This window comes from Frankia sp. CcI49 (genome assembly GCF_001983215.1).
In the GTDB taxonomy this organism is placed as follows: Bacteria; Actinomycetota; Actinomycetes; order Frankiales; family Frankiaceae; genus Parafrankia; species Parafrankia irregularis.
Genome location: NZ_MOWP01000014.1, coordinates 158,670 through 177,077, shown reverse-complemented (window position 1 = coordinate 177,077; position 18,408 = coordinate 158,670). Strand labels below are relative to the sequence as shown.

Sequence of the window (18,408 nt, the reverse complement as noted above, 5' to 3'; positions counted from 1 at the left end):
GGTGGCGCCCGATGGTCATCCGCGGGGTGCGGTCGGCGGGCGAGCCGCCCATCCATACCCCACGGCCGCGGTTCGAAGATCTGCCGCTTTTGGTCGTTGGAACGACCGAAAGCCGCAGATCTTGTCGGGCAGCAACGCCAGCCGGCGGCGGCCCGCAGTCGTGGGAGCCGGCGACCCGGCGTCGTCAGAAACCCGTTGTCGTCAGACCCGTTGTCGTCAGACCCGGTGCCGTCAGGGATGACGAAGGCCGTCGATCGCCCGGTAGATGCGTTCCTCGGAGACCGGGTACGGCGTGCGCAGCGCCTGCGCGAACAGGCTCACCCGCAGTTCCTCGATCATCCAGCGGACCGCCGCGACGGGCTCCGCCGCGGCGGCGGCCGGGCCCAGCTCCTTGACCAGCTCGCGGTAGGCCGTCAGAACATGGCCCACCCGGGTGGTGAGCTGGCGATCCCGGGCGGCGTCGCCGGGCAGCCGGTCGACGCGCCGGGTGGCGGCGGTGAGATAGCGCTCCAGATCGGGCAGCCGCTCGAAGCCCGTCCGGGTCACGAAGCCGCGGTGGATCAGGTCGTCGAGCTGGCCGCGCAGGTCTGCCGTGGTCGCCAGCAACGCCGGGCTGGTCAGGGTGCGCAGGCTCCGGTCGACCTGGTGCGCCAGCGCCAGCACCCGCTCGGTGGCCCGCACCACCGCCAACGAGCGCTCCGGCAGCTCGGCGCGCACGACCTCGAGCAGGGCCCCGAAGCCGGCCTCGTCCCGGGCGGGCCCGCCCGCCCGGCGCAGCAGCGTGTCCGCGGCGCAGGCGACGCAGTCGTCCAGCAGGTCGCTGACGTCGCGGTGCGGATTGTTGCTCAGGGCCAGCTTCGCCGCGTTCGGCAGCCGACCGATGATGCCCCGGACGGGGGATGGCACGCCCAGCAGGAGCAGCCGCCGGGTGCCGGCCCACATCGCGGCGTCGGCCTCGTCCGGGTTGTCGAAGACCCGGACGGACACCGACGTGCTCTCGTCCACGAGCGCCGGATGGGCCCGCACGACATGCCCGCCGCGGGTGCGCTCGATCACCGTCGGCAGGGTGCCGATCTCCCAGGCCCGCAGGCCCGAACGCTCCACCCCCGCGGCGGCGGCGGAGACCACGGCCCGGGTCTTCGGCCGCAGCCGGGCCCGCAGCTCCGCCAGGTCCTTGCCCTCGGCGAGGGTCGCCCCGCGGTCGTCGACCACCCGGAACGTCATCCGCAGATGGGGCGGCAGCATCTCCACCAGCCGGGGCGGCGCCCAGACCCCGGGCGGCAGCGCGGCCCCGCTCATCCGGTGCAGCTCCGCCGCGACCGCGTCGGCCAGCGGATGGTCGTCCGGGGTGATCCGGTCGAGCACGGCCCGCGCGTAGTTCGGCGCGGGCACGAAGCCGCGCCGGACGACCTTGGGCAGCCCGCGGATCATCGCGGTGATCAGCTCCTCGCGCAGCCCGGGCACCTGCCAGGTGAACGGCTCGGCCGGCAGCGTCCCCAGCACCGGCAGCGGCACCCGCACGGTCACGCCGTCGGCGGCCTCGCCGGGCGTGAACTGGTACGTGAGCGGCAGCTCCACTTCGCCGGCGACCCAGACGTCCGGGTAGTCCTGCGTGCGGATCGCGCCGGCGCGGTCGTTGACCAGCATCGCCGCGGAGAAGTCGAGCAGGTCGGGCTGCGTGCGCCGGGTCGCCTTCCACCAGGTGTCGAAATGGCGGCCGGAGACGACGTCCGCGGGGATCCGCTGGTCGTAGAAGTCGTAGAGCGTCTGGTCGTCGACGAGGATGTCGCGGCGCCGGGCCCGGTGCTCCAGCTCCTCGACGTCCGCGAGCAGCTCCCGGTTCGCCTGGAAGAACGCGTGCCGGGTGTTCCAGTCGCCCTCCACCAGCGCGTGCCGGACGAACAGCTCCCGGCTCACCACCGGGTCGATCCGGCCGTACTGCACCAGCCGCGCGGTCACCAACGGGACGCCGTAGAGCGTGACCTTCTCGTAGGCCAGTGCCGCCGCCTGCCGGCGCGACCAGTGCGGCTCGCTGTAGGTGCGGCGCAGCAGATGCTCGGCCAGCGGCTCGACCCAGTCGGGCTCGACCCGCGCCACCGTGCGGGCCCACAGCCGGGACGTCTCCACCAGCTCCGCGGCCATCACCCAGGTCGGGATGCCGGGCCCACGCCGGTCGCCCTGGGCGTCCGGGCCCACGTCGGCCCCGCCGCCCGCGCCACCGGCGTCCGCGCCGGCTGCCTGCGGGCTCTCCGGCCGCGCCGGCCGCCGGCGGGCCAGCCCGGAACCCGGGAAGATCGCGAACCGGGCACCGCGTGCCCCGAGGTAGTCCTTCTTCTCGGGCTCGTAGCGGCCGATGTGGGACAGCAGCCCGGTCAGCAGCGCCTGGTGCAGCGACCGGTCGTCCGCCGGGCTCTCGTTCGGCGTCAGCCCCAGGTTCCGCGCGATCGAGCGCAGCTGGCCGTGGACGTCCTGCCACTCCCGGATGCGCAGGTAGTTCAGGAACTCGGTGCGGCACAGGCGGCGGAACTGGTTGGACGACCGCTCCTCGCGCGCGGTGCGCAGATGTCGCCACAGGTTCAGGATCGACACGAAGTCCGACGTCGGGTCGGTGAACCGGGCGTGGGCCAGGTCGGCGGCGGCGCGCTGCTCCACCGGCCGTTCCCGCGGGTCCTGGATCGCCAGCGCCGACGCGATGACGAGGACCTCCGACAGGCAGCCGAGCTCGCCGGCGGCGAGCACCATCCGGGCCAGCCGCGGATCGACCGGAAGCTGCGCCAGGCTGCGCCCGACCGGGGTGAGCCGCCGGCCGGGCTCGGCCTCCTCGACCAGCGCGCCAAGCTCGGTCAGCAGCCGAACACCGTCGGTGATCTGGCGCGTCTCGGGTGCGTCGAGGAACGGGAAGTCGGCCATCTCGCCGAGGCCGAGCGCCTCCATCTGCAGGATCACCGACGCGAGGTTCGTCCGCAGGATCTCGGGATCGGTGAAGGCCGGCCGGGCGAGAAAATCGTCCTCGGCGTACAGCCGGATGYAGATGCCGTCGGACGTCCGCCCGCACCGGCCGGCGCGCTGGTTCGCCGAGGCCTGGGAGACCGGCTCGATCGGCAGCCGCTGCACCTTCGTCCGATGGCTGTACCGGGAGACGCGGGCGAGCCCGGGATCGATCACATACCGGATGCCCGGGACCGTCAGCGACGTCTCGGCGACGTTCGTGGCCAGCACGATCCGCCGCCCGGTATGCGGGCTGAACACCCGGTGCTGCTCGGCCGAGGACAGCCGCGCGTACAACGGCAGCACCTCGGTGGCCGGGCGGTCCTGCCGGGCCAGCGCCTCCGCGGTGTCCCGGATCTCGCGCTCGCCGCTGAGGAACACCAGGATGTCGCCCGGTCCCTCGGCACACAGCTCGTCCACCGCGTCGCAGATCGCCGAGACCTGGTCCCGCTCGCTGTCCCGGTCGGGCTCCCGCTCCCGGCCTCGGTCCCTGGCGCGGTCCCGGTCCCGGTCGCGGTCGCGGTTCCGCTCCCGTGCGGGGCTTCGATCCGAGCCATCGTGCCGGTCACCGCGGTCACCGGCGTCGCCGCCGTCGGAACCGGTGAGAGGTCGATACCGCATCTCCACCGGATAGGTGCGGCCCGACACCTCGATCACCGGCGCTCCGTGGAAGTGGCGGGCGAACCGGTGCGGATCGATCGTCGCCGAGGTGATGATCACCTTGAGATCCGGGCGGCGGGGGAGAAGCCCGTGCAGGTAGCCGAGAATGAAGTCGATGTTGAGGCTGCGCTCGTGCGCCTCGTCGATGATGAGCGTGTCGTACTGGCGCAGCATCCGGTCGGCGGCGAGCTCGTTGAGCAGGATGCCGTCCGTCATCAGCTTGATGAGGGTGGTGGGCCCGACCCGGTCGGTGAACCGCATCTGATAACCCACCAGGCCGTCAGTGGCCGCGCCACCCGGCTGGTCGGGCTGATCGCTTGGATCGCTTAGATCGATTAGATCGTTTGGGTCGGGCTGGTCGGTTTCGGCGGGTTGGCTGGGCTGGTCGGGTCGGCCCTGCGCGGGGGCGGTGATCCGCTGGTCGCGCCCCGCGATCGTGCTGCCCAGCTCCGCCGCGATCCGTTCGGCGACGGTGCGTGCCGCGATCCGCCGTGGCTGGGTGTGCCCGATCATGCCGAGCACCCCGCGGCCCAGCTCCAGGCACAGCTTGGGGATCTGGGTGGTCTTTCCCGAGCCGGTCTCACCGGCGATGACCACGACCTGGTGGTCACGGATGGCGGCCAGGAGCTCGTCCCGGCGCTGGCTGACGGGCAGCTCCTCCGGGTAGTGGATGAGCGGCACGCTCGCCTGCCGCGTCGCGACCCGAAGGCGTGCGGCTTCGACGTCGGCCGCGATGCGTGCGATGGAGGACTCGCGCGCGCCGGCGTCCCGCGTCTTGCGAGCCCGGTCGAGGCGGCGGCCGAGGCGATGCGCGTCGACGGCCATCAGCCGGGGGAGGTGAGCGCGCAGCTCCGACAGCCGCGGCGGCGGCGATTCGGCTGGAGAGATCACTGGCAGCGTGTGTCCCGGGCGGTCGTCGGATCGGCGTTCCTGGCTGCCTCGGCGGACGCGGGTGGCGACCAGCGGACTACCCGACCGGTCACACTCCGCCCGCGCCGAGGCGGGTGGGCGCCGCCGTGGCGTGGCGGGGCTCCCGGGGGAGCATTGTGCCCGGGACGCCGCGTGCGGGCACCTGCTTTTCCAGCGTTCGGGTGGACGGACACATTCCCGCCGGGCCCCGCGGTGGCCGGAAGCGGTGGCGCTGCGCGCTGGTTCCGCGCGCTGGCGCTGCGAGGTGGCCTGGCGCCGCGGTCTGACTGCGCGTGGTCGAAAGGTTGTCGGTGCGGCTCCCTGGCCGGTCTTCGCCATCGAACGCTTCTGCTGGCCATGTCGACAATCCATGACAAGTCGGATGAAAGGGCTGCGGAGTCATCTGCTAATCCGCAAGAAGGAAGGATTTCGGTCGTCCCAGCGACCGAAATCCTTCACCCTTCGGACTCGCCCCACCGGGCCTCCGCGTTCGGGGGCCCGGCCGCGTTCGAGCACCGGCGTCGAGCGGGGGGAGGCCAGGACTCGGTACCGGCCAGGGTGCTGTATCAGGCGGCGGTTGCCGCCACGGCGAGGAGCACCAGAGCGCTGACGGCGGCGGTCGTCCGGATCGAGTTGAAGAAGTCCCAGCGGGCACGCTGGTCCTGCCAGTCACTCGGCGGCGCCTCCGGCTCCCAGCTGGCCATCGCGTTGTTGATCGGAAGGTCACCCCGCACGGTGACGAGGATGTTGGTGAGAACCGCGGCCGAGGCCACCGCCGCGAAGATCGCGGAGGTGGTCGCGCCATCCACCGCCGCGGCCACGGTCAGGGCCACGGCCGAGAGCAGGCTGGTGATCTGAAGCGGCTTCATCAGCTTCGGGTAACTGATGTCGAAGGCCTGCTTGACCAGCACATATGAGGTTGTGGGCAGCGAGTGCAACGCGGGTCGAACCGCGACGAGGCCAATAGTCATCGTCCCCGCGACGAGCCCGGTCAGAACGAGGGAGACCACGACGAGTGCCGAGACCATGGCTTCCGGCTCTCCATCCTTCAGGCGTGGCTGAGTGGATGCATTCATACCAAGCCGGGATGGTCCGGGTGACCCACTGTCCTTTTCATGCAAAGCACCTGGCCAGGACCCTGGACGGGCGGCGCTCGCACTGCTCGCGGCCGCGGCGCGCCCGCTGTGCCCTCGCACCCGGGGCGATATGCCGGGTTGGCATGTCACGGCCGGATCGGGCCAGGGCCGGCTGGGCGGGACCGGGCTGAGCCGGGTCGGGCGGGACCGGGCTGAGCCGGGTCGGGTGGAGCCGGGTCGGGCGCGGCGGAGCCGGGTTGAGCGGTTCCACGCGGCGGTTCCATGCACAGCGGAACCATGCGGAGCTGCGCGGATCCAGATCGGCGCAGGCGTGGGCGGATATCAGGCCGACCGGCGGACCGGCCCACCAGCCGATCGAGCGGCGGGGCGGCGGGCGGCGCGGTGGTTCAGAGCTGGGCGACGATCCGGTTCAGGAGATCGGGTGTGGCGGCCGGCGGCGGGCTGTCCACCGTGAGACGGTTCATCGCATTTGCGTAAATGTCTACTTCTTCCCTTTTATCCATATAGACGGCGCCGGTGAGCTGCTCCAGGTAGACCACGTCAGGCAGGTCCGACTCGGGGAAACGCAGGATCGTGAAGGCGCCGCCCTCCGCCGCATGGGCGCCGAAGGTGAACGGCATGACCTGCAGCGTCAGGTTCGGCAACGCGCACATCGTGATCAGGTGTTCGAGCTGGCGACGCATCACCTTGGGGCCGCCGATCGGCCGGCACAGCGCGGCCTCGTCGATCACCACCCACAGCCGGAGTGGGTGCTCACGGTAGAGGATCTTCTGCCGGTTCATGCGCACGCTCACCCGGCGTTCGATGACGTCCTGGGGGTCGCCGGCGCTGCCCTGGGTGATGACGGCCCGGGCGTATTCCTCGCTCTGGAGCAGGCCTGGGATGAACTGCAGCTCATAGGTTCGGATGAGCTGCGCCGCCTCCTCCAGCCCGATGTAGGGCTGGAACCAGTTCGGCAGGACGTCGCCGTAGCCGTGCCACCAGCCCGGGCGGTTCGCCTCGCGGACGAGGGTCAGTAGCGGCTCGCGTTCGTCCTCGTCGGTGACTCCATACAGGGTGAGCAGGTCCTCGACGTCGCGGCCCTTGAAGCTGACCCGGCCCAGCTCCATCCGGCTGATCTTCGATTCGGAGGCCCGGATGTGGTAGCCGGCGTCCTCGCGACTTATGCCCTTTTCCTCCCGAAGGCGACGCAGCTGCGAGCCGAGCAGGATCCGACGGACGGTCGGACCGCCTCCCGGCTGAGTGCTGGTCACTGTCGGCCCCCTTGACATAGGTCAATACAAGAGTACGTCATTCGATCTTCTGCCCTCGTTCACCCCGCGGCCTCTCGACCCGGTTCAACCGGTTCCGCCTTCGCGCTGTGAACTAGATACGTATACACGGTTTACGTTGAGTGTTCGGCACCGGCTCGGCTTGACGAGCCACAAGCAGGCGTGATCAGGCCCTTCCGAGTACCGCCTGTTTCATTGCCGCCCACACACCGTTGCATTCCTCCTCGACGTGGACCGTGTCGGGGGAGGCGCGACCGGGTGGCTGCGGCATCGATGGCGGCCCGGCCGGTCGGATGGGTCGGTCGCTGATTCCTGCAAGGACGCCACCATCCCGGGGAGGCTTCTTTGCCATGGCCGGCGCACAGGCCAGGTGCCTGGCCCGGGGCCTGTCTCCGAACCCCCTCGAACCGGTCGGTGTTGCCGGAACCTCACTGTGGCAGAAGGGTCACGCTGTGGTCGAGCAGTAGTGCTCCGCCGGAGGGTTTTCCGCAACGGCGCGTGTCCTCTTCCACTGTCGGGCCGCGAAGCCGCCCGCGGCCGCATGGCGCGCACCGCCTTCCGTTGTCCTTCTGTGTTGTTCATGTGGGGCGCCGTTCATTCGGTGCTGTCATCTCGGCAGGCCGGTCGGCACCGTGCCGCTTCACGCTGCTGCGGTGTCACATCCTGCCGGCCCGGCGAATACCCGGCGTGCGGACCCGGTGTACCCGCTGGAGTCGGACGGCGTGTTGACCGTACAGGCTCGCCGTGGCGCGTCCGGCGGGTGAGGGGACCTTCGTCGTTGCCTGGAAGGTGGGCCGCCGCCGCCCTGTCGAGGAGGCCGCGGTGAGCTGGCCGGGTGCCCGCAACCCAGCTCGGAGCACACATCGCGGCATCCGCGGGGCGTATGCCGGTGCCATTTCCGTGGCGTGCGGGGGAGTCGTTCGTCATCGGAGGCATCCGGGTCGAGAGGGCACGATCGGGTAACCGGCTGCGATGGAGTCGCGTCGAACGGGTTACCCCCGCGGGCCGTGTTCACCAGGACCGTCGTGGGTCGGGTGGAGATCGGCGCCGGCCGCGGACTTTCGATTGGTTGCTCCCGGCCTCCTCGTCGCCCCTCGTGGAGCCCGCGGTGGGCCGGAGGCTGCGGATGCCGCGCTGTCATGGTCGGTGTGAACTGGTTGCCGGTGGGTGTGGCCTGGTCGTTTCACGGTGCCTGAACTTTGATCCTGTGTTGCTTTGCTGTCTCAAAGGGGTGGCGCGGTGGGGGAGGTGGGGGCCTCGTGAGCGAACGCTGGATGCCGCAGGCGAGCGTCGTGTGCACATGGATAGCGGTCCGATGCACGTGCACACGCGCGTGCTGTATCGTGAGCCGAAGTCCGTGCAAGCGCACGAGCTGACCCCCGGAGGGAGGTAGGACGAGGCCTCTCGTCGGCTTGGACCCCTTGCGCGTGGGGCGGTTTCGTGGCCGCGGGCGAGCCGTGAGCCGCCTGAGAGAAAAGGCTCCCAGACCCTCGGTAGCACTCGCCTGGCTCCGGACGAAGGAACTTCAGGAGATCGACCTTGTCCAAGATCTACAGTGGTATGCCGGCCACAGCACTTCAATGGGTCACGTGGCAGAAGAGCCGGCGGAGTAACTCCCAGGGCAACTGCGTCGAGATGGCGCGGCTACCCGGAGACGCTGTGGCTGTTCGGAACTCCAGGCATCCCGACGGGCCCGCTCTGGTCTACACGCGGGCCGAGATTGAGGCACTCATCCTCGGTRCCAAGGATGGGGATTTCGACAACCTGCTCATCTGATGGGAACGACCGTGTCGGTACTCGGTGAGTACCGGGGGACTGCCTCTGGGGGTGGCGGTCACCGTGAACCACGCTCTATCCCCGTCCTGGGCGGGTACTCGGAAAAGCCGGGGCGGGGCCCCGGTCGCACTACCTGTAACCGCACCACCTGTAACCCGTATCGCCTGTAAGTGCAGCACTGATAACGCCGTGCCATCGTCAGTGCACCACCTGCTAACGCACCAACGCCGACTAGCGGGTAACCGGATTGTGCGGGGACCAGCCGACTGCTCGGCGCTACGACGGGATCTTGCGATCTCGAGGTAGTCCGCCCCGCTGGGTCGCGACCGGACACCGGCGTCCGGTCGGCGATCTCGTCAGGGGCTGGCRGATCTCCCCGCCGCGGTTTTCCCGCTGAGCCATGCACGGGTCTCCACGAGCCCTGTGCGGCCTGTCTGGAGGTTGTTGGTGTGAGCCGGTACGGCAGCGATCTGGCAGGTTCCTGCCGGCTCGGGCCTTCTCGACTGCCTGCCGCTGATCCTGCGGCGTCCTACCGCCGCGTCGCGGCTGGGTTCGACACCTACCGATTCGACCTCGACCCGCCGGGGCTGCCGCGAGCGCTGCCATGCCCTGTGCGCGCACCGGAGAGCCGAATGACGCCGCCGATCACCGATCGGATCTTCACGTCCGGGGATCTCCCGCTCCTGTCGCTGCCACGGGCCGACGGTCTGATCGTCTGCCGGTGGCTGCCCGACCCGGCCGTGGCCCGGCTGGGAGGTCCCGCCGACGTCGATACCCTGCTGGAGCGGCGCCGCACACAGGTGAGTTTCGACATCGTGGAACCGAGCTGGCTGGCGCGGGCCGCCGCCGAGCGGGTCCGCGGGCCGGGTGTCGACGCGGTCGTGATGCACGAGCATGGCGGCCTGCCCGGCCGAAGCGCCCTGGCGCTGGCCTTCGCCTCGCACCTGCGATCGGTGTTCCTGCGTGCCGAGCGGCAGGTCCACGTCGTCACCTCCGGCACCCGTCCGGACCTGACCGGCCTGGCCGAGCTGGTCCGCGTGCCGCATCTGGTCACCGTCACGGATGCCACGGGCGCCGTCGCGGATGCCGTCGTCTGGGAGGTCATGACCGGCGGCGAGTTCGACGCCTGGCTGGGCGGCGCACCACGCCCGGACCAGTGCGCCATCGAGTCCCACCTGCCGGGCCTGCTGCGGCTGCGAGGCCTGCACCGGGCCGGCCGGCTCGACCGGAGGCGCTGCGCGGTCCTGGCGGAGGTCTTCGGCGAGAGCGGGGAGAAGACGATCTCCGCGACGTTGATCCACCGGTTTCCCGATGTGGTCCTTCCGCTGGCGGCCGCCACAGTGGCCGCCTAGGGAACCGAAGCCTGGACGGTCGGCCGATGATCGCCGACCGACGCCTGCGCCGACGATTACGCCCCGCCGATGGCGCTGTCCCAGCGTGCCCGAACCGCGGCTGTGTGGGTTCCTGGATTTGCCGAGTGTAGTCGGACGAACACTCTTCGCGCTGGTCGGGCCGAGTGTGACCAGCCATCGCCGCCGCCCCATTGCATTGGACGGCACGAGGGTGCAAACATGTACCAGCTGCCCGGGGATCCCCCCGTACCCCGGGCGGCCTTTTTTATGTCCGTTCCCGGCCATCGCCGCGTTCCGGGCCGGACCAGGCCCAGCCCGGCCGCCAACCGTCAGCTAGGGCCAAGGGCGACCTTGCCGCGAGGCGGTCCCTGGCCGTGTGGTCCTCAGATTGCCCGTCTCCTCAGCTGTGACGCTGGTGCGGTTTGGGACGAGGCGGTCGGGTATCTGGACGAAGGTCGGCGTGCCGGGTACCGACCCGTCCGCTCGGATCTGCCCGACTGCCTGGTTCAGCGCGGCCTCGACGAGGCCAGGCAAGCCGTCGATCATCGACGGAACCGCGTAGATCGCCCGAGGGAACCTGCGCAGCAGGTCCACGGCGGCGGTGACCACCGAGGGCATCTCGCGGAACACCCGTTCGACCTGGACGGCGGCGCTGGAGCCGTCGGCGAGGCGGGCGACGCCGTCCGGCACGAGCGCGCCGGCGGCGACCACCGCCTCGTTCTCCGCGCGCCATCGGCGCGGGCTCACCCAGCCGACGACCGCGACGCCCGCCACCGGTGTCTGGTGTTCCAGGAGCAGCCGGGTCCGTGCGGCCTCGGCCGCATGCACGGCCGCGGTCACCGGCTCGTCGGCGCGGTGGTCGACCTCGCCGACGAGGCGCGCACCGTTCTCGGTGAGGCGGACGATCCGGCCCCGGTTGGCGAACAGGCCGTCCGCGTGGACCAGGTCCGCCTGCATCCAGCGCCGAACCACCGCCCGCGCCGCGTCGCGGGAGGTCTGCATCGCGGGGTCGAGCACGATTGCCAGGTCATCCTCGTAGGCCGAACCCATCTCCAACAACCAGGTCAGGCATCGAAAGTCCCGCGCGTTTACCCGTACGCGCCCTTTGTCCGATCTTTGCTTTCTGGCCGCCTGTACCATTTTGTGCCTTTCCTTGGCGCCGGTGCAGGCGCCGCCACAGTGTCCCCGCTGGGGCATCGAACACCCATAAGGGACGCCCCGGCTGGGCCGGGCAGGCTCGGGCCGGGACGTTCGGGGTCGATTCCACGGCTGGCCAGCTTGCGCGGGGGTCCTGCCGCGAGCCGGTTCATTTTTAGTGCAAATAGCTAGACGATATTTGTCTTTGCTGGACCTCAACGCTTCCGTGTTCCGAGTACTGGCCGGACCGCGAAGGGCCGAACCTGAACTCTGCTCGGGGGGTGCTGTGACCTGGGCCGATGCTGCTTATATGGGCTCGGTCCACTGTTGCCCGCTCCGCGTTCGAACGTCGGGATGTTTGTCGGGTGCCCGATTGTGTCAAAGGGGTGCATGCTGTCAAGGGGGTGTGGTGTGCCGGTCGGAATCGGTCGGTTTGCACATGCATTTTGCAGCCTACTCCTGTCGGTCGCGCGCGAAGTGAGCAGTAACGGGCTTCCGTGCGCTTTCCGACCCCCTGGCTGATGCCGGCGCGGCCCGGCGGCAGCTGAACACGGGGCGGCCGTGGCGCGTGGATCCTTCGGGCTTACCGGCCGGGCGGCGGGACGCCCGGCCGGGTGCGGACTACGGTTCCCGCCATGCCGTCAACCGTGACACTGCCAGCGTGGACCCAAACCGCGAAGTATCTCGCTCTGACCACGTTCCGCAAGGACGGACGTCCCGTCTCGACGCCGGTCTGGTTCGTGGTCAACGGCGCGGAACTGTTGGTCCTGACGGACGAGAGCAGCGGGAAGGCACGCCGGCTGCGCAGCTCGCCGCGGGCGACCGTCGCCCCGTGCGACGCCCGCGGGCGGGCCTCGGAAGGCCCGATCGAGGTCATGGCGGAGATCGTGCCGGAGCGGACCGGCGCGACCCGGGCCATGGTGAACCGCCGATACCGGTTGGCGGCCCCGCTGGTGGCGGCGACGTCGAAGGTCGTACGCACGGTGCGCAGACGTGATCCGGAGCGCCCGACCGCGATCCGGATCACGATGCCCGGCTGGTAGGGCTGGCAGGGCGGGAAGTTCTGGTAGGTCGCCGGCCCGCGTGCCTGGGCCCGGTGCCCGGTGCCCGGGGCGGTCAGGTCCGGTCGGGGGCGGCTATCGCCTCCGAGCGCAGCCGCTGGCCGACGGTCCCTTCAACGATCTTCCGCAGCACGGCCGGTCGGGGATCACGCCCGAGGACACCCTTGATTTCCAGGTCGGCCGCCAACTTCCGCAGCGCCGGGACGGTGAGCGGGCCCAGGTCGTCGATCAGCCCCATGGCGGCCTCTCGGCTGGGGGCGGCCCGCAGCGACCGGCCCAGCGCCGCCAGCATCGCCCCCGCGGGCGGCTCCACCGGCCCGCCGTGTCGGGTGGCAGCGGCGGCCCGGCGCGGGCGGTGGCTGGCCGCCCGGGCGGCAGCCGTCGCGCTGCCGCGCGGCTCCGCGCTGCGCGGACCGGTGTTGCCCGCGTCGCTCGCCTCGACGGCGTCTGGTGCGACGGGCACCACCGTGAGACGGGCGCGGCCGGTCGCGAGGTCGCCGACCTGCCGTGCGTCGAGGGTGGCCAGCAGCTCCGAGAGACGCCTCAGTACGAGAATTCCGATGTCGGCCGGGTCCGTCGCCCCGAGCGGAGCGTCACGGGCCACCGCGCGCGGGGATATCCCGGTGTCAGTACCCACGGTTCGCCGCCCCGATCCGCCGCAGGAACTCGTCGACAAGGGCGCGCAACTCCACCGCCAGCACCCGGGGTATGCGCTCGGAAAGTACCACGGGCAGCCGCGTACCGGCCGCTCCGGCGAAGTAGGTGTTGCTCTCCCGGACCATTGCCTCGAAAACCGGGACATCGAGGCTGCGCACCAGGTCGATGTGCGGCTGCATGGCGTTGATGGGCTGGCCGCCGTAGTACTGCACCATGGTGAAGACGATGCCCAGAATCCGCGGGTCGAGCCTTTTGACCTCCGGATGCCGGTCCGACTGCAGCCCGGCCACCCGGTTGTACTCCCAGGTGAAGCGATGCAGCCGGCTGAGGAGATGCTCGATACCCAGGGTCGACAGCTCGTCCGGCCGCGCCGGGATCAGCAGGTGGTCGCAGGCGGCGATCGCGGTGCGGGTGATGACACCGAAGTTCGGCGGGCAGTCGATGAGAACCAGGTCGTAATCGTGCGGGTGCAGCGTTGCCAGGCCGGTGACGAGCCGCTGATAGACGTCGAAGTAGTACCGGGTGGACCGCTGGGCCTGCGCGCCCCCCAGCCGGGCGGCCAGGTTCATCTCCACGTCCCCGAGGGAGAGATGGGACGCGACCAGCCCGAGCGCGCCGCCGTTGTAACTGATGGCCGAGTTGACCACCGGCGGTGAGGTGATGAACGGCGAGAGGTGCGGGACATAGGCCTCGCCGCGCCACGCCTCGAACCACTCCTTGATGGTCCGGTCGTCAGCGAGATTCGCACGCCATTCGTCGGGGCGGTAGAAGGAGAAAGTGAGACTTGCCTGCGGATCGAGGTCGATCATCAGGACGCGCTTTCCCCACCGGGCTATGTCCGCGCCGATGTTGGCGGTGAGTGTCGTCTTTCCTACCCCACCCTTGTAGTTGACGACTGCCACGACTTTCACGGCATCCTCGCTCCCGTACCCCGGCTGGCGCTGCTAAGAGGTAACCACATGCCGGTTCGAGGGCATTCGTGTGGCATGCCGGGAGCCGCTGACCGCCGGCCACCGGCTGCGCGGTGCCCGATCACCGGCCGACCTGTGTACGGATCCGCCCGGAGGTGCCCGGTAGGCGTTCTGACTCTCCGTGCATCCGTGCCGGCCCGAGCATCCGATGTCCTCCCGATGTCCGTCTGACGTCCTTCCGGGGCGCCTGATGCGCCTGAGGCGTCTCTCGGGGTGGCTGGCGTCCCCCAGGTGCCTGGGGTAGGCAGGCGTCCCGCGAATGCCGACCGCCGACCGACACTTCGGCGTACATCGTGCTGAACAGGAAAAATTATGGCGTAGGTACTGATCGGGCCCGCGAGTGGCTCTTCCGGGTGACAGGGGGCCGATCGGATCGTCCGAGGGACGCGACATCATGGGACGTACCGGCATCTGGCCGGCGACCCGCATCGGCGCGGCATCAGGGAGCCACCATGTCCGATCCATCTGTTGATCTAGCTGCCGACCCGGCCACCCTGGTGGACCGGCTGGCCTCGCTGTCGGAGTCCCAGACCGAGGAGCTCCTGCGGGGGCAGCGCGGGGACGCCGTCCTCGACGAGTTGTTCGCGCGGATGCGCGACAGCTTCCAGCCCGAGAAGGCCGGGGGCGAGGACGCACTGGTCCAGTTCGAGCTCGGCGGCGGCCCGGGCGGTGTGACTCGGGTCTTCGCGCTCTCCATCCGCGCCGCGGTGTGCGAGCTCACCATCGATCCGCCCGGCGGTGCCGTGCCGGCTGACGATCGCACCGTTACCGTGCGCACGGATCGGGTCCGCCTGGTTCGCGTGGTCACCGGTCAGGCGAACGCGGCCAAGCTCTTCCTCACCCGCAAGATCAAGATTGATGGTGATCTGAAGTTCGGTGGGCAGGTGGTGTCCTGGTTCGGGGTCACTCCGGAGAACTGAGAGGCGTGTCGGGGCGTGGGGCGTGGGGCGTGGGGCGGCCGGCGGCCGGCGGGTGATCCGGCTGCCGTGCCTGCGGCTGGCCCTCGCTCCGGCGAATGAATGTCCGGTGTAGGGCCACTTGTCTGGCATGGGTCATTCGTGAACTGGCGTGTCGGGCGAAAATAATCCATCCCGCGGTGGTGGTGGTCCGTGCATCGGTACCCTGCTCGAAGGGCGGTCGGCCGTGCACCCCGTGGCCGCCTCGCCGCTGGCTTCCCACGGTTCGCGCCTGATGTCAGTACCGCTGCCGCCGCGCTGTCGCCTTCGCGCTTTGCCTTCATCCGACGCTGTCGTCACGTCGCCCTCATCACATTGAGGTTCAGTGCCTCAGGCTCTTGTGGCTGGATGCCAGTGCCGGGTAGCTGCTGGCGGTCGAGTACCACCACGCCCGAAAATCGCGCGCACGCACGGTTGCATTTGTGTACTGACCGTAGATGGGTCGAGGGTGCTTCACGGCGCCAGCCCGGTTCTACGCAATCACTGTTGCCCGGGGTGTTGCCAAGACTTCCCATACACGCAACCATCTATCACCGTGACCTGTGACGACGTAATGCAAGTGGCCGACCCGGTCGAACGGGCAGCGCTCGCCGACCAGCTCATGTGGACGGCAAGCCAACAGCGTTCCGCGCTACGCGGTGTCCGGGCCGCCGCGATCAGGCAGGCTCTTGAGGATGGGTCGACCACGGCCGAGCTGGCCCGCCGGATGCGGGTCACCGAGGCCGACGTCGCCTGGATGGCTGATCATCCGGTGTCCACGCTGCGGGTTGTTCCGCTGAAGCCCGAGCGAGCGATGCGCATCGCCTGAGCGGGTCGTTTCCGCGGTATGAGGGACGTCGTCCGGTCAACGGCGACCGGGCACACTCCCTCGCTGTCCCTTCCCCGATCCGCCCCGGATGGGCGGAGCGGCCACCGGCCGCACCGTCGACTCCGCCCCGGCCGTGTTTCCCCCGTCGGGCTCGCACCTTCTTCGACGCCCTTCTCGTGCGTCTTCGTCCCCACTTTCCCGATGGCATCGATAGTGAGCCTTTTCCGTCTCACGGTGCACGGCCAGGGATGCCGAAGGCCCGAGCCGACGATATAAGGCGCAGTCGCACCCGTGGCTTCCAATGCCCGAAATCGCTGCAGCGGCCCGCTTCGGCAGTCGCCTTGCCCTCGTCGCCACCGCCTTCTCGGCCGTGGTTCGCGGCCATGCCGCACCGGCCTTTTCCCAGCGTCTGTGGCTGTTCATCTTTTCTGTCATAATTTGTCGGCAAGCAGGCCGTTGAAGGACCGGTGGCCAGGTAATACGCAGGCCTTTCGGTCGCCGCGGACGGCTTCGTCGGTTCCGCCGGCACGCACCCGACGTGCCGCCTGCGCGCGGGCGGGGCTCGCCCGTGCTTCGGCCTCGACCTGCGCCCGCGCCGCCGGCTCCGCATCCAGGTCTGCCCGCTCCGTCCTGGCCAGTCCCGGCCCGAAAAGCGTTTGACCTCAAGCTCGGTTGAGGTCTTACTGTCGCCGCACGTGGCCGGGATCGGCCGTCCGAGGCGGCCGCGTGGGCACACGAAACTGTCGGTACGGCGTGCTTCCATGCCTGCGACAGAGCTGGATCCCGACGCGGACAAGGTGGTGTTGTTGATGAGCCTGGAGTCCACGGCCTGGCACTCGATGTACTCGATGATGCACGCGCAGCGGGAACGGCGGCCGTTCTCCCGCGCCACCGTTCGCCGCATCGCGGGCTTCGCGGTGCCGCACCGGCGCAGGCTGGGCTGCTTTCTGGTGACGAGTGTCGCGATGGCTGTCCTGGCGGTCGTCACACCGGTCCTCGCCGGCCGGGTCGTCACCGCGATCGTGGACGGGTCGCGTCCCCGGGTGGTCGTGGTCCTGGCCCTGGTGATCGCCGCGATCGCGGTGGTCGAAGCCGGGCTGGGAATCCTCAACCGCTGGCTGTCCGCGGGCATTGGCGAGGGGCTGATCCTCGACCTGCGCACCGCCGTCTTCGACCACGTGCAGCGAATGCCGGTCGCGTTTTTCACCCGGACCAGGACGGGCGCCCTGGTCAGCCGGTTGAACAACGACGTCATCGGTGCTCAACGGGCATTCAGCGACACGTTTTCCGGCGTTGTCGGCAACCTGGTGTCACTGCTGCTCACGCTCGTGGTGATGGTCAGCCTCTCCTGGCAGGTCACGCTGTGCGCGCTCATTCTGCTTCCCGTGTTCGTCCTGCCCGCGCGGCGGATGGGTTCCCGGCTGGCCGGGCTGGAGCTCGAGGCGGCCAACCACAACGCGGCCATGGGCTCGCGCATGACGGAACGCTTCTCCGCCCCAGGCGCCACCCTGGTGAAGCTGTATGGGCGGCCCGCGGAGGAATCCGCCCAGTTCGCCCGCCGGGCCCGCCGGGTGCGCGACATCGGCGTACGTTCCGCGATGCTCCAGTGGGTGTTCCTGTCGGCGCTCACGCTGGTGTCGGCGCTCGCGCTGGCCCTCGTCTACGGGCTCGGCGGGTACCGCGCGCTGCGGGGCGACCTGGAGCCGGGTGCGGTTGTCGCGCTCGCCCTGCTGCTGACCCGGCTGTACGCACCGCTCACCGCCCTGGCCAACGCCCGTGTCGAGATCATGAGCGCGCTGGTGAGCTTCGAGCGGGTCTTCGAGATCCTCGATCTGGCGCCGCTCATCGTCGAGTCGCCGAACGCGCGGCCGGTGCCCGACGGGCCGGTCAGCGTGGAGTTCGACGAGGTCGACTTCGCCTACCCGACCGCCGAGGCCGTCTCCCTGGCGTCGTTGGAGGAGGTCGCCGTCCTCGACGAGCGCGGCGGCGCCGAGGTGCTCCACGGCGTGTCCCTGCGGGCGGAACCGGGCCAGATGATCGCCCTGGTCGGGTCGTCGGGCGCGGGCAAGTCGACGATCGCCCAGCTCATCCCGCGTCTGTACGACGTGGGCGCGGGCGCGGTGCGGCTGTCCGGGGTCGACGTCCGGGAGCTCGGCGCGGACTCGCTGCGCCAGGCCGTCGGCATGGTCACCCAGGACGACCATCTCTTCCACGACACGGTGCGCGCGAACCTGCTGCTGGCGCGGCCCGAGGCGGGCGACGAGGAGCTCTGGGGCGTCCTGCGCCGGGCCCGGCTCGCGGAGCTCGTCGAGGAGCTTCCCGACGGGCTGGACACGGTGGTCGGCGAGCGGGGCTACCGCCTTTCCGGTGGGGAACGCCAGCGGCTCACCATCGCACGCCTGCTGCTCGCCCGGCCCCGAGTCGTGGTGCTGGACGAGGCGACCGCGCACCTGGACTCGACCTCCGAGGCCGCCGTGCAGGCAGCGCTCGCCGAGGCCCTCGCGGGCCGCACCGCCGTGGTCATCGCCCACCGGCTGTCGACCATCCGCTCCGCCGACCAGATCCTGGTCGTCGAGGCCGGCCGGATCGTCGAGCGGGGCAACCACGCCGAGCTGCTGGCGGCCGGCGGGCGGTACGCCGAGCTGTACCGCACCCAGTTCGACCAGCGGGACCAGACCGACCAGCGGGACCAGGCTGGCCAGCAGGACCAGGCCGGGCAGCTGCCCGCCCAGCCCGGTCCCACCCTCGTCGGCGCGGGCTGACCG

At 70.3% G+C, this 18,408-nt stretch carries 12 protein-coding genes; 6 read left to right on the top strand and 6 right to left on the bottom strand.

Annotation, left to right across the window (positions count from 1 at the left end; translation table 11 throughout):
* Positions 1–231 precede the first annotated feature (231 nt).
* The 3 genes from hrpA to CcI49_RS12640 form a co-directional block, all read right to left on the bottom strand.
* Positions 232–4,473 (bottom strand): ATP-dependent RNA helicase HrpA, encoded by a 4,242-nt coding sequence (gene hrpA, locus CcI49_RS12650; protein WP_076826857.1) that lies wholly within the window; start codon positions 4,471–4,473, stop codon positions 232–234.
* Between the two features lie 650 nt (positions 4,474–5,123).
* Positions 5,124–5,585 (bottom strand): DUF1772 domain-containing protein, encoded by a 462-nt coding sequence (locus tag CcI49_RS12645; protein WP_054564898.1) that lies wholly within the window; start codon positions 5,583–5,585, stop codon positions 5,124–5,126.
* Between the two features lie 455 nt (positions 5,586–6,040).
* Entirely contained in the window at positions 6,041–6,907 is an 867-nt protein-coding gene (locus CcI49_RS12640) for a helix-turn-helix transcriptional regulator (RefSeq protein ID WP_054564897.1), read from the bottom strand.
* A gap of 1,557 nt (positions 6,908–8,464) precedes the next feature.
* Here CcI49_RS12640 and CcI49_RS12635 point away from each other — a divergent pair.
* The gene (locus CcI49_RS12635) at positions 8,465–8,701 is read left to right on the top strand and encodes a DUF397 domain-containing protein (RefSeq protein WP_076826684.1); all 237 of its coding nucleotides are present in this window, start codon (positions 8,465–8,467) and stop codon (positions 8,699–8,701) included.
* A 632-nt stretch (positions 8,702–9,333) separates the two neighbouring features.
* Complete coding sequence (locus CcI49_RS12630; RefSeq protein ID WP_054564896.1) at positions 9,334–10,053, top strand: hypothetical protein; 720 nt, start codon at positions 9,334–9,336, stop codon at positions 10,051–10,053.
* 333 nt (positions 10,054–10,386) lie between these two features.
* Here CcI49_RS12630 and CcI49_RS12625 read toward each other — a convergent pair whose 3' ends face one another.
* The gene (locus tag CcI49_RS12625; RefSeq protein ID WP_083473021.1) at positions 10,387–11,103 is read right to left on the bottom strand and encodes a hypothetical protein; all 717 of its coding nucleotides are present in this window, start codon (positions 11,101–11,103) and stop codon (positions 10,387–10,389) included.
* Between the two features lie 722 nt (positions 11,104–11,825).
* On the opposite strand from CcI49_RS12625, the gene CcI49_RS12620 reads away from it, so the two are divergent.
* Positions 11,826–12,233, top strand: a complete 408-nt coding sequence (locus tag CcI49_RS12620) for a PPOX class F420-dependent oxidoreductase (protein WP_054564894.1) — start codon at positions 11,826–11,828, stop codon at positions 12,231–12,233.
* Between the two features lie 73 nt (positions 12,234–12,306).
* Here the strand turns inward: CcI49_RS12620 and CcI49_RS12615 are convergent, their stop codons facing one another.
* Positions 12,307–12,888 (bottom strand): oxidoreductase, encoded by a 582-nt coding sequence (locus tag CcI49_RS12615; RefSeq protein ID WP_116437388.1) that lies wholly within the window; start codon positions 12,886–12,888, stop codon positions 12,307–12,309.
* Complete coding sequence (locus CcI49_RS12610) at positions 12,878–13,819, bottom strand: ParA family protein (protein WP_076826681.1); 942 nt, start codon at positions 13,817–13,819, stop codon at positions 12,878–12,880. The genes CcI49_RS12615 and CcI49_RS12610 overlap by 11 nt, the downstream gene beginning before the upstream one ends.
* Before the next feature lie 512 nt (positions 13,820–14,331).
* Here CcI49_RS12610 and CcI49_RS12605 point away from each other — a divergent pair.
* The 3 genes from CcI49_RS12605 (at position 14,332) to CcI49_RS12595 (ending at position 18,405) form a co-directional block, all read left to right on the top strand.
* Positions 14,332–14,799, top strand: a complete 468-nt coding sequence (locus tag CcI49_RS12605; protein ID WP_006544860.1) for an SCP2 sterol-binding domain-containing protein — start codon at positions 14,332–14,334, stop codon at positions 14,797–14,799.
* A 589-nt stretch (positions 14,800–15,388) separates the two neighbouring features.
* The gene (locus CcI49_RS12600) at positions 15,389–15,643 is read left to right on the top strand and encodes a hypothetical protein (protein ID WP_006544861.1); all 255 of its coding nucleotides are present in this window, start codon (positions 15,389–15,391) and stop codon (positions 15,641–15,643) included.
* A gap of 809 nt (positions 15,644–16,452) precedes the next feature.
* On the top strand, positions 16,453–18,405 hold the full coding sequence (locus tag CcI49_RS12595) for an ABC transporter ATP-binding protein (RefSeq protein ID WP_076826855.1): 1,953 nt from the start codon (positions 16,453–16,455) through the stop codon (positions 18,403–18,405).
* The last annotated feature ends 3 nt before the right edge of the window (positions 18,406–18,408 follow it).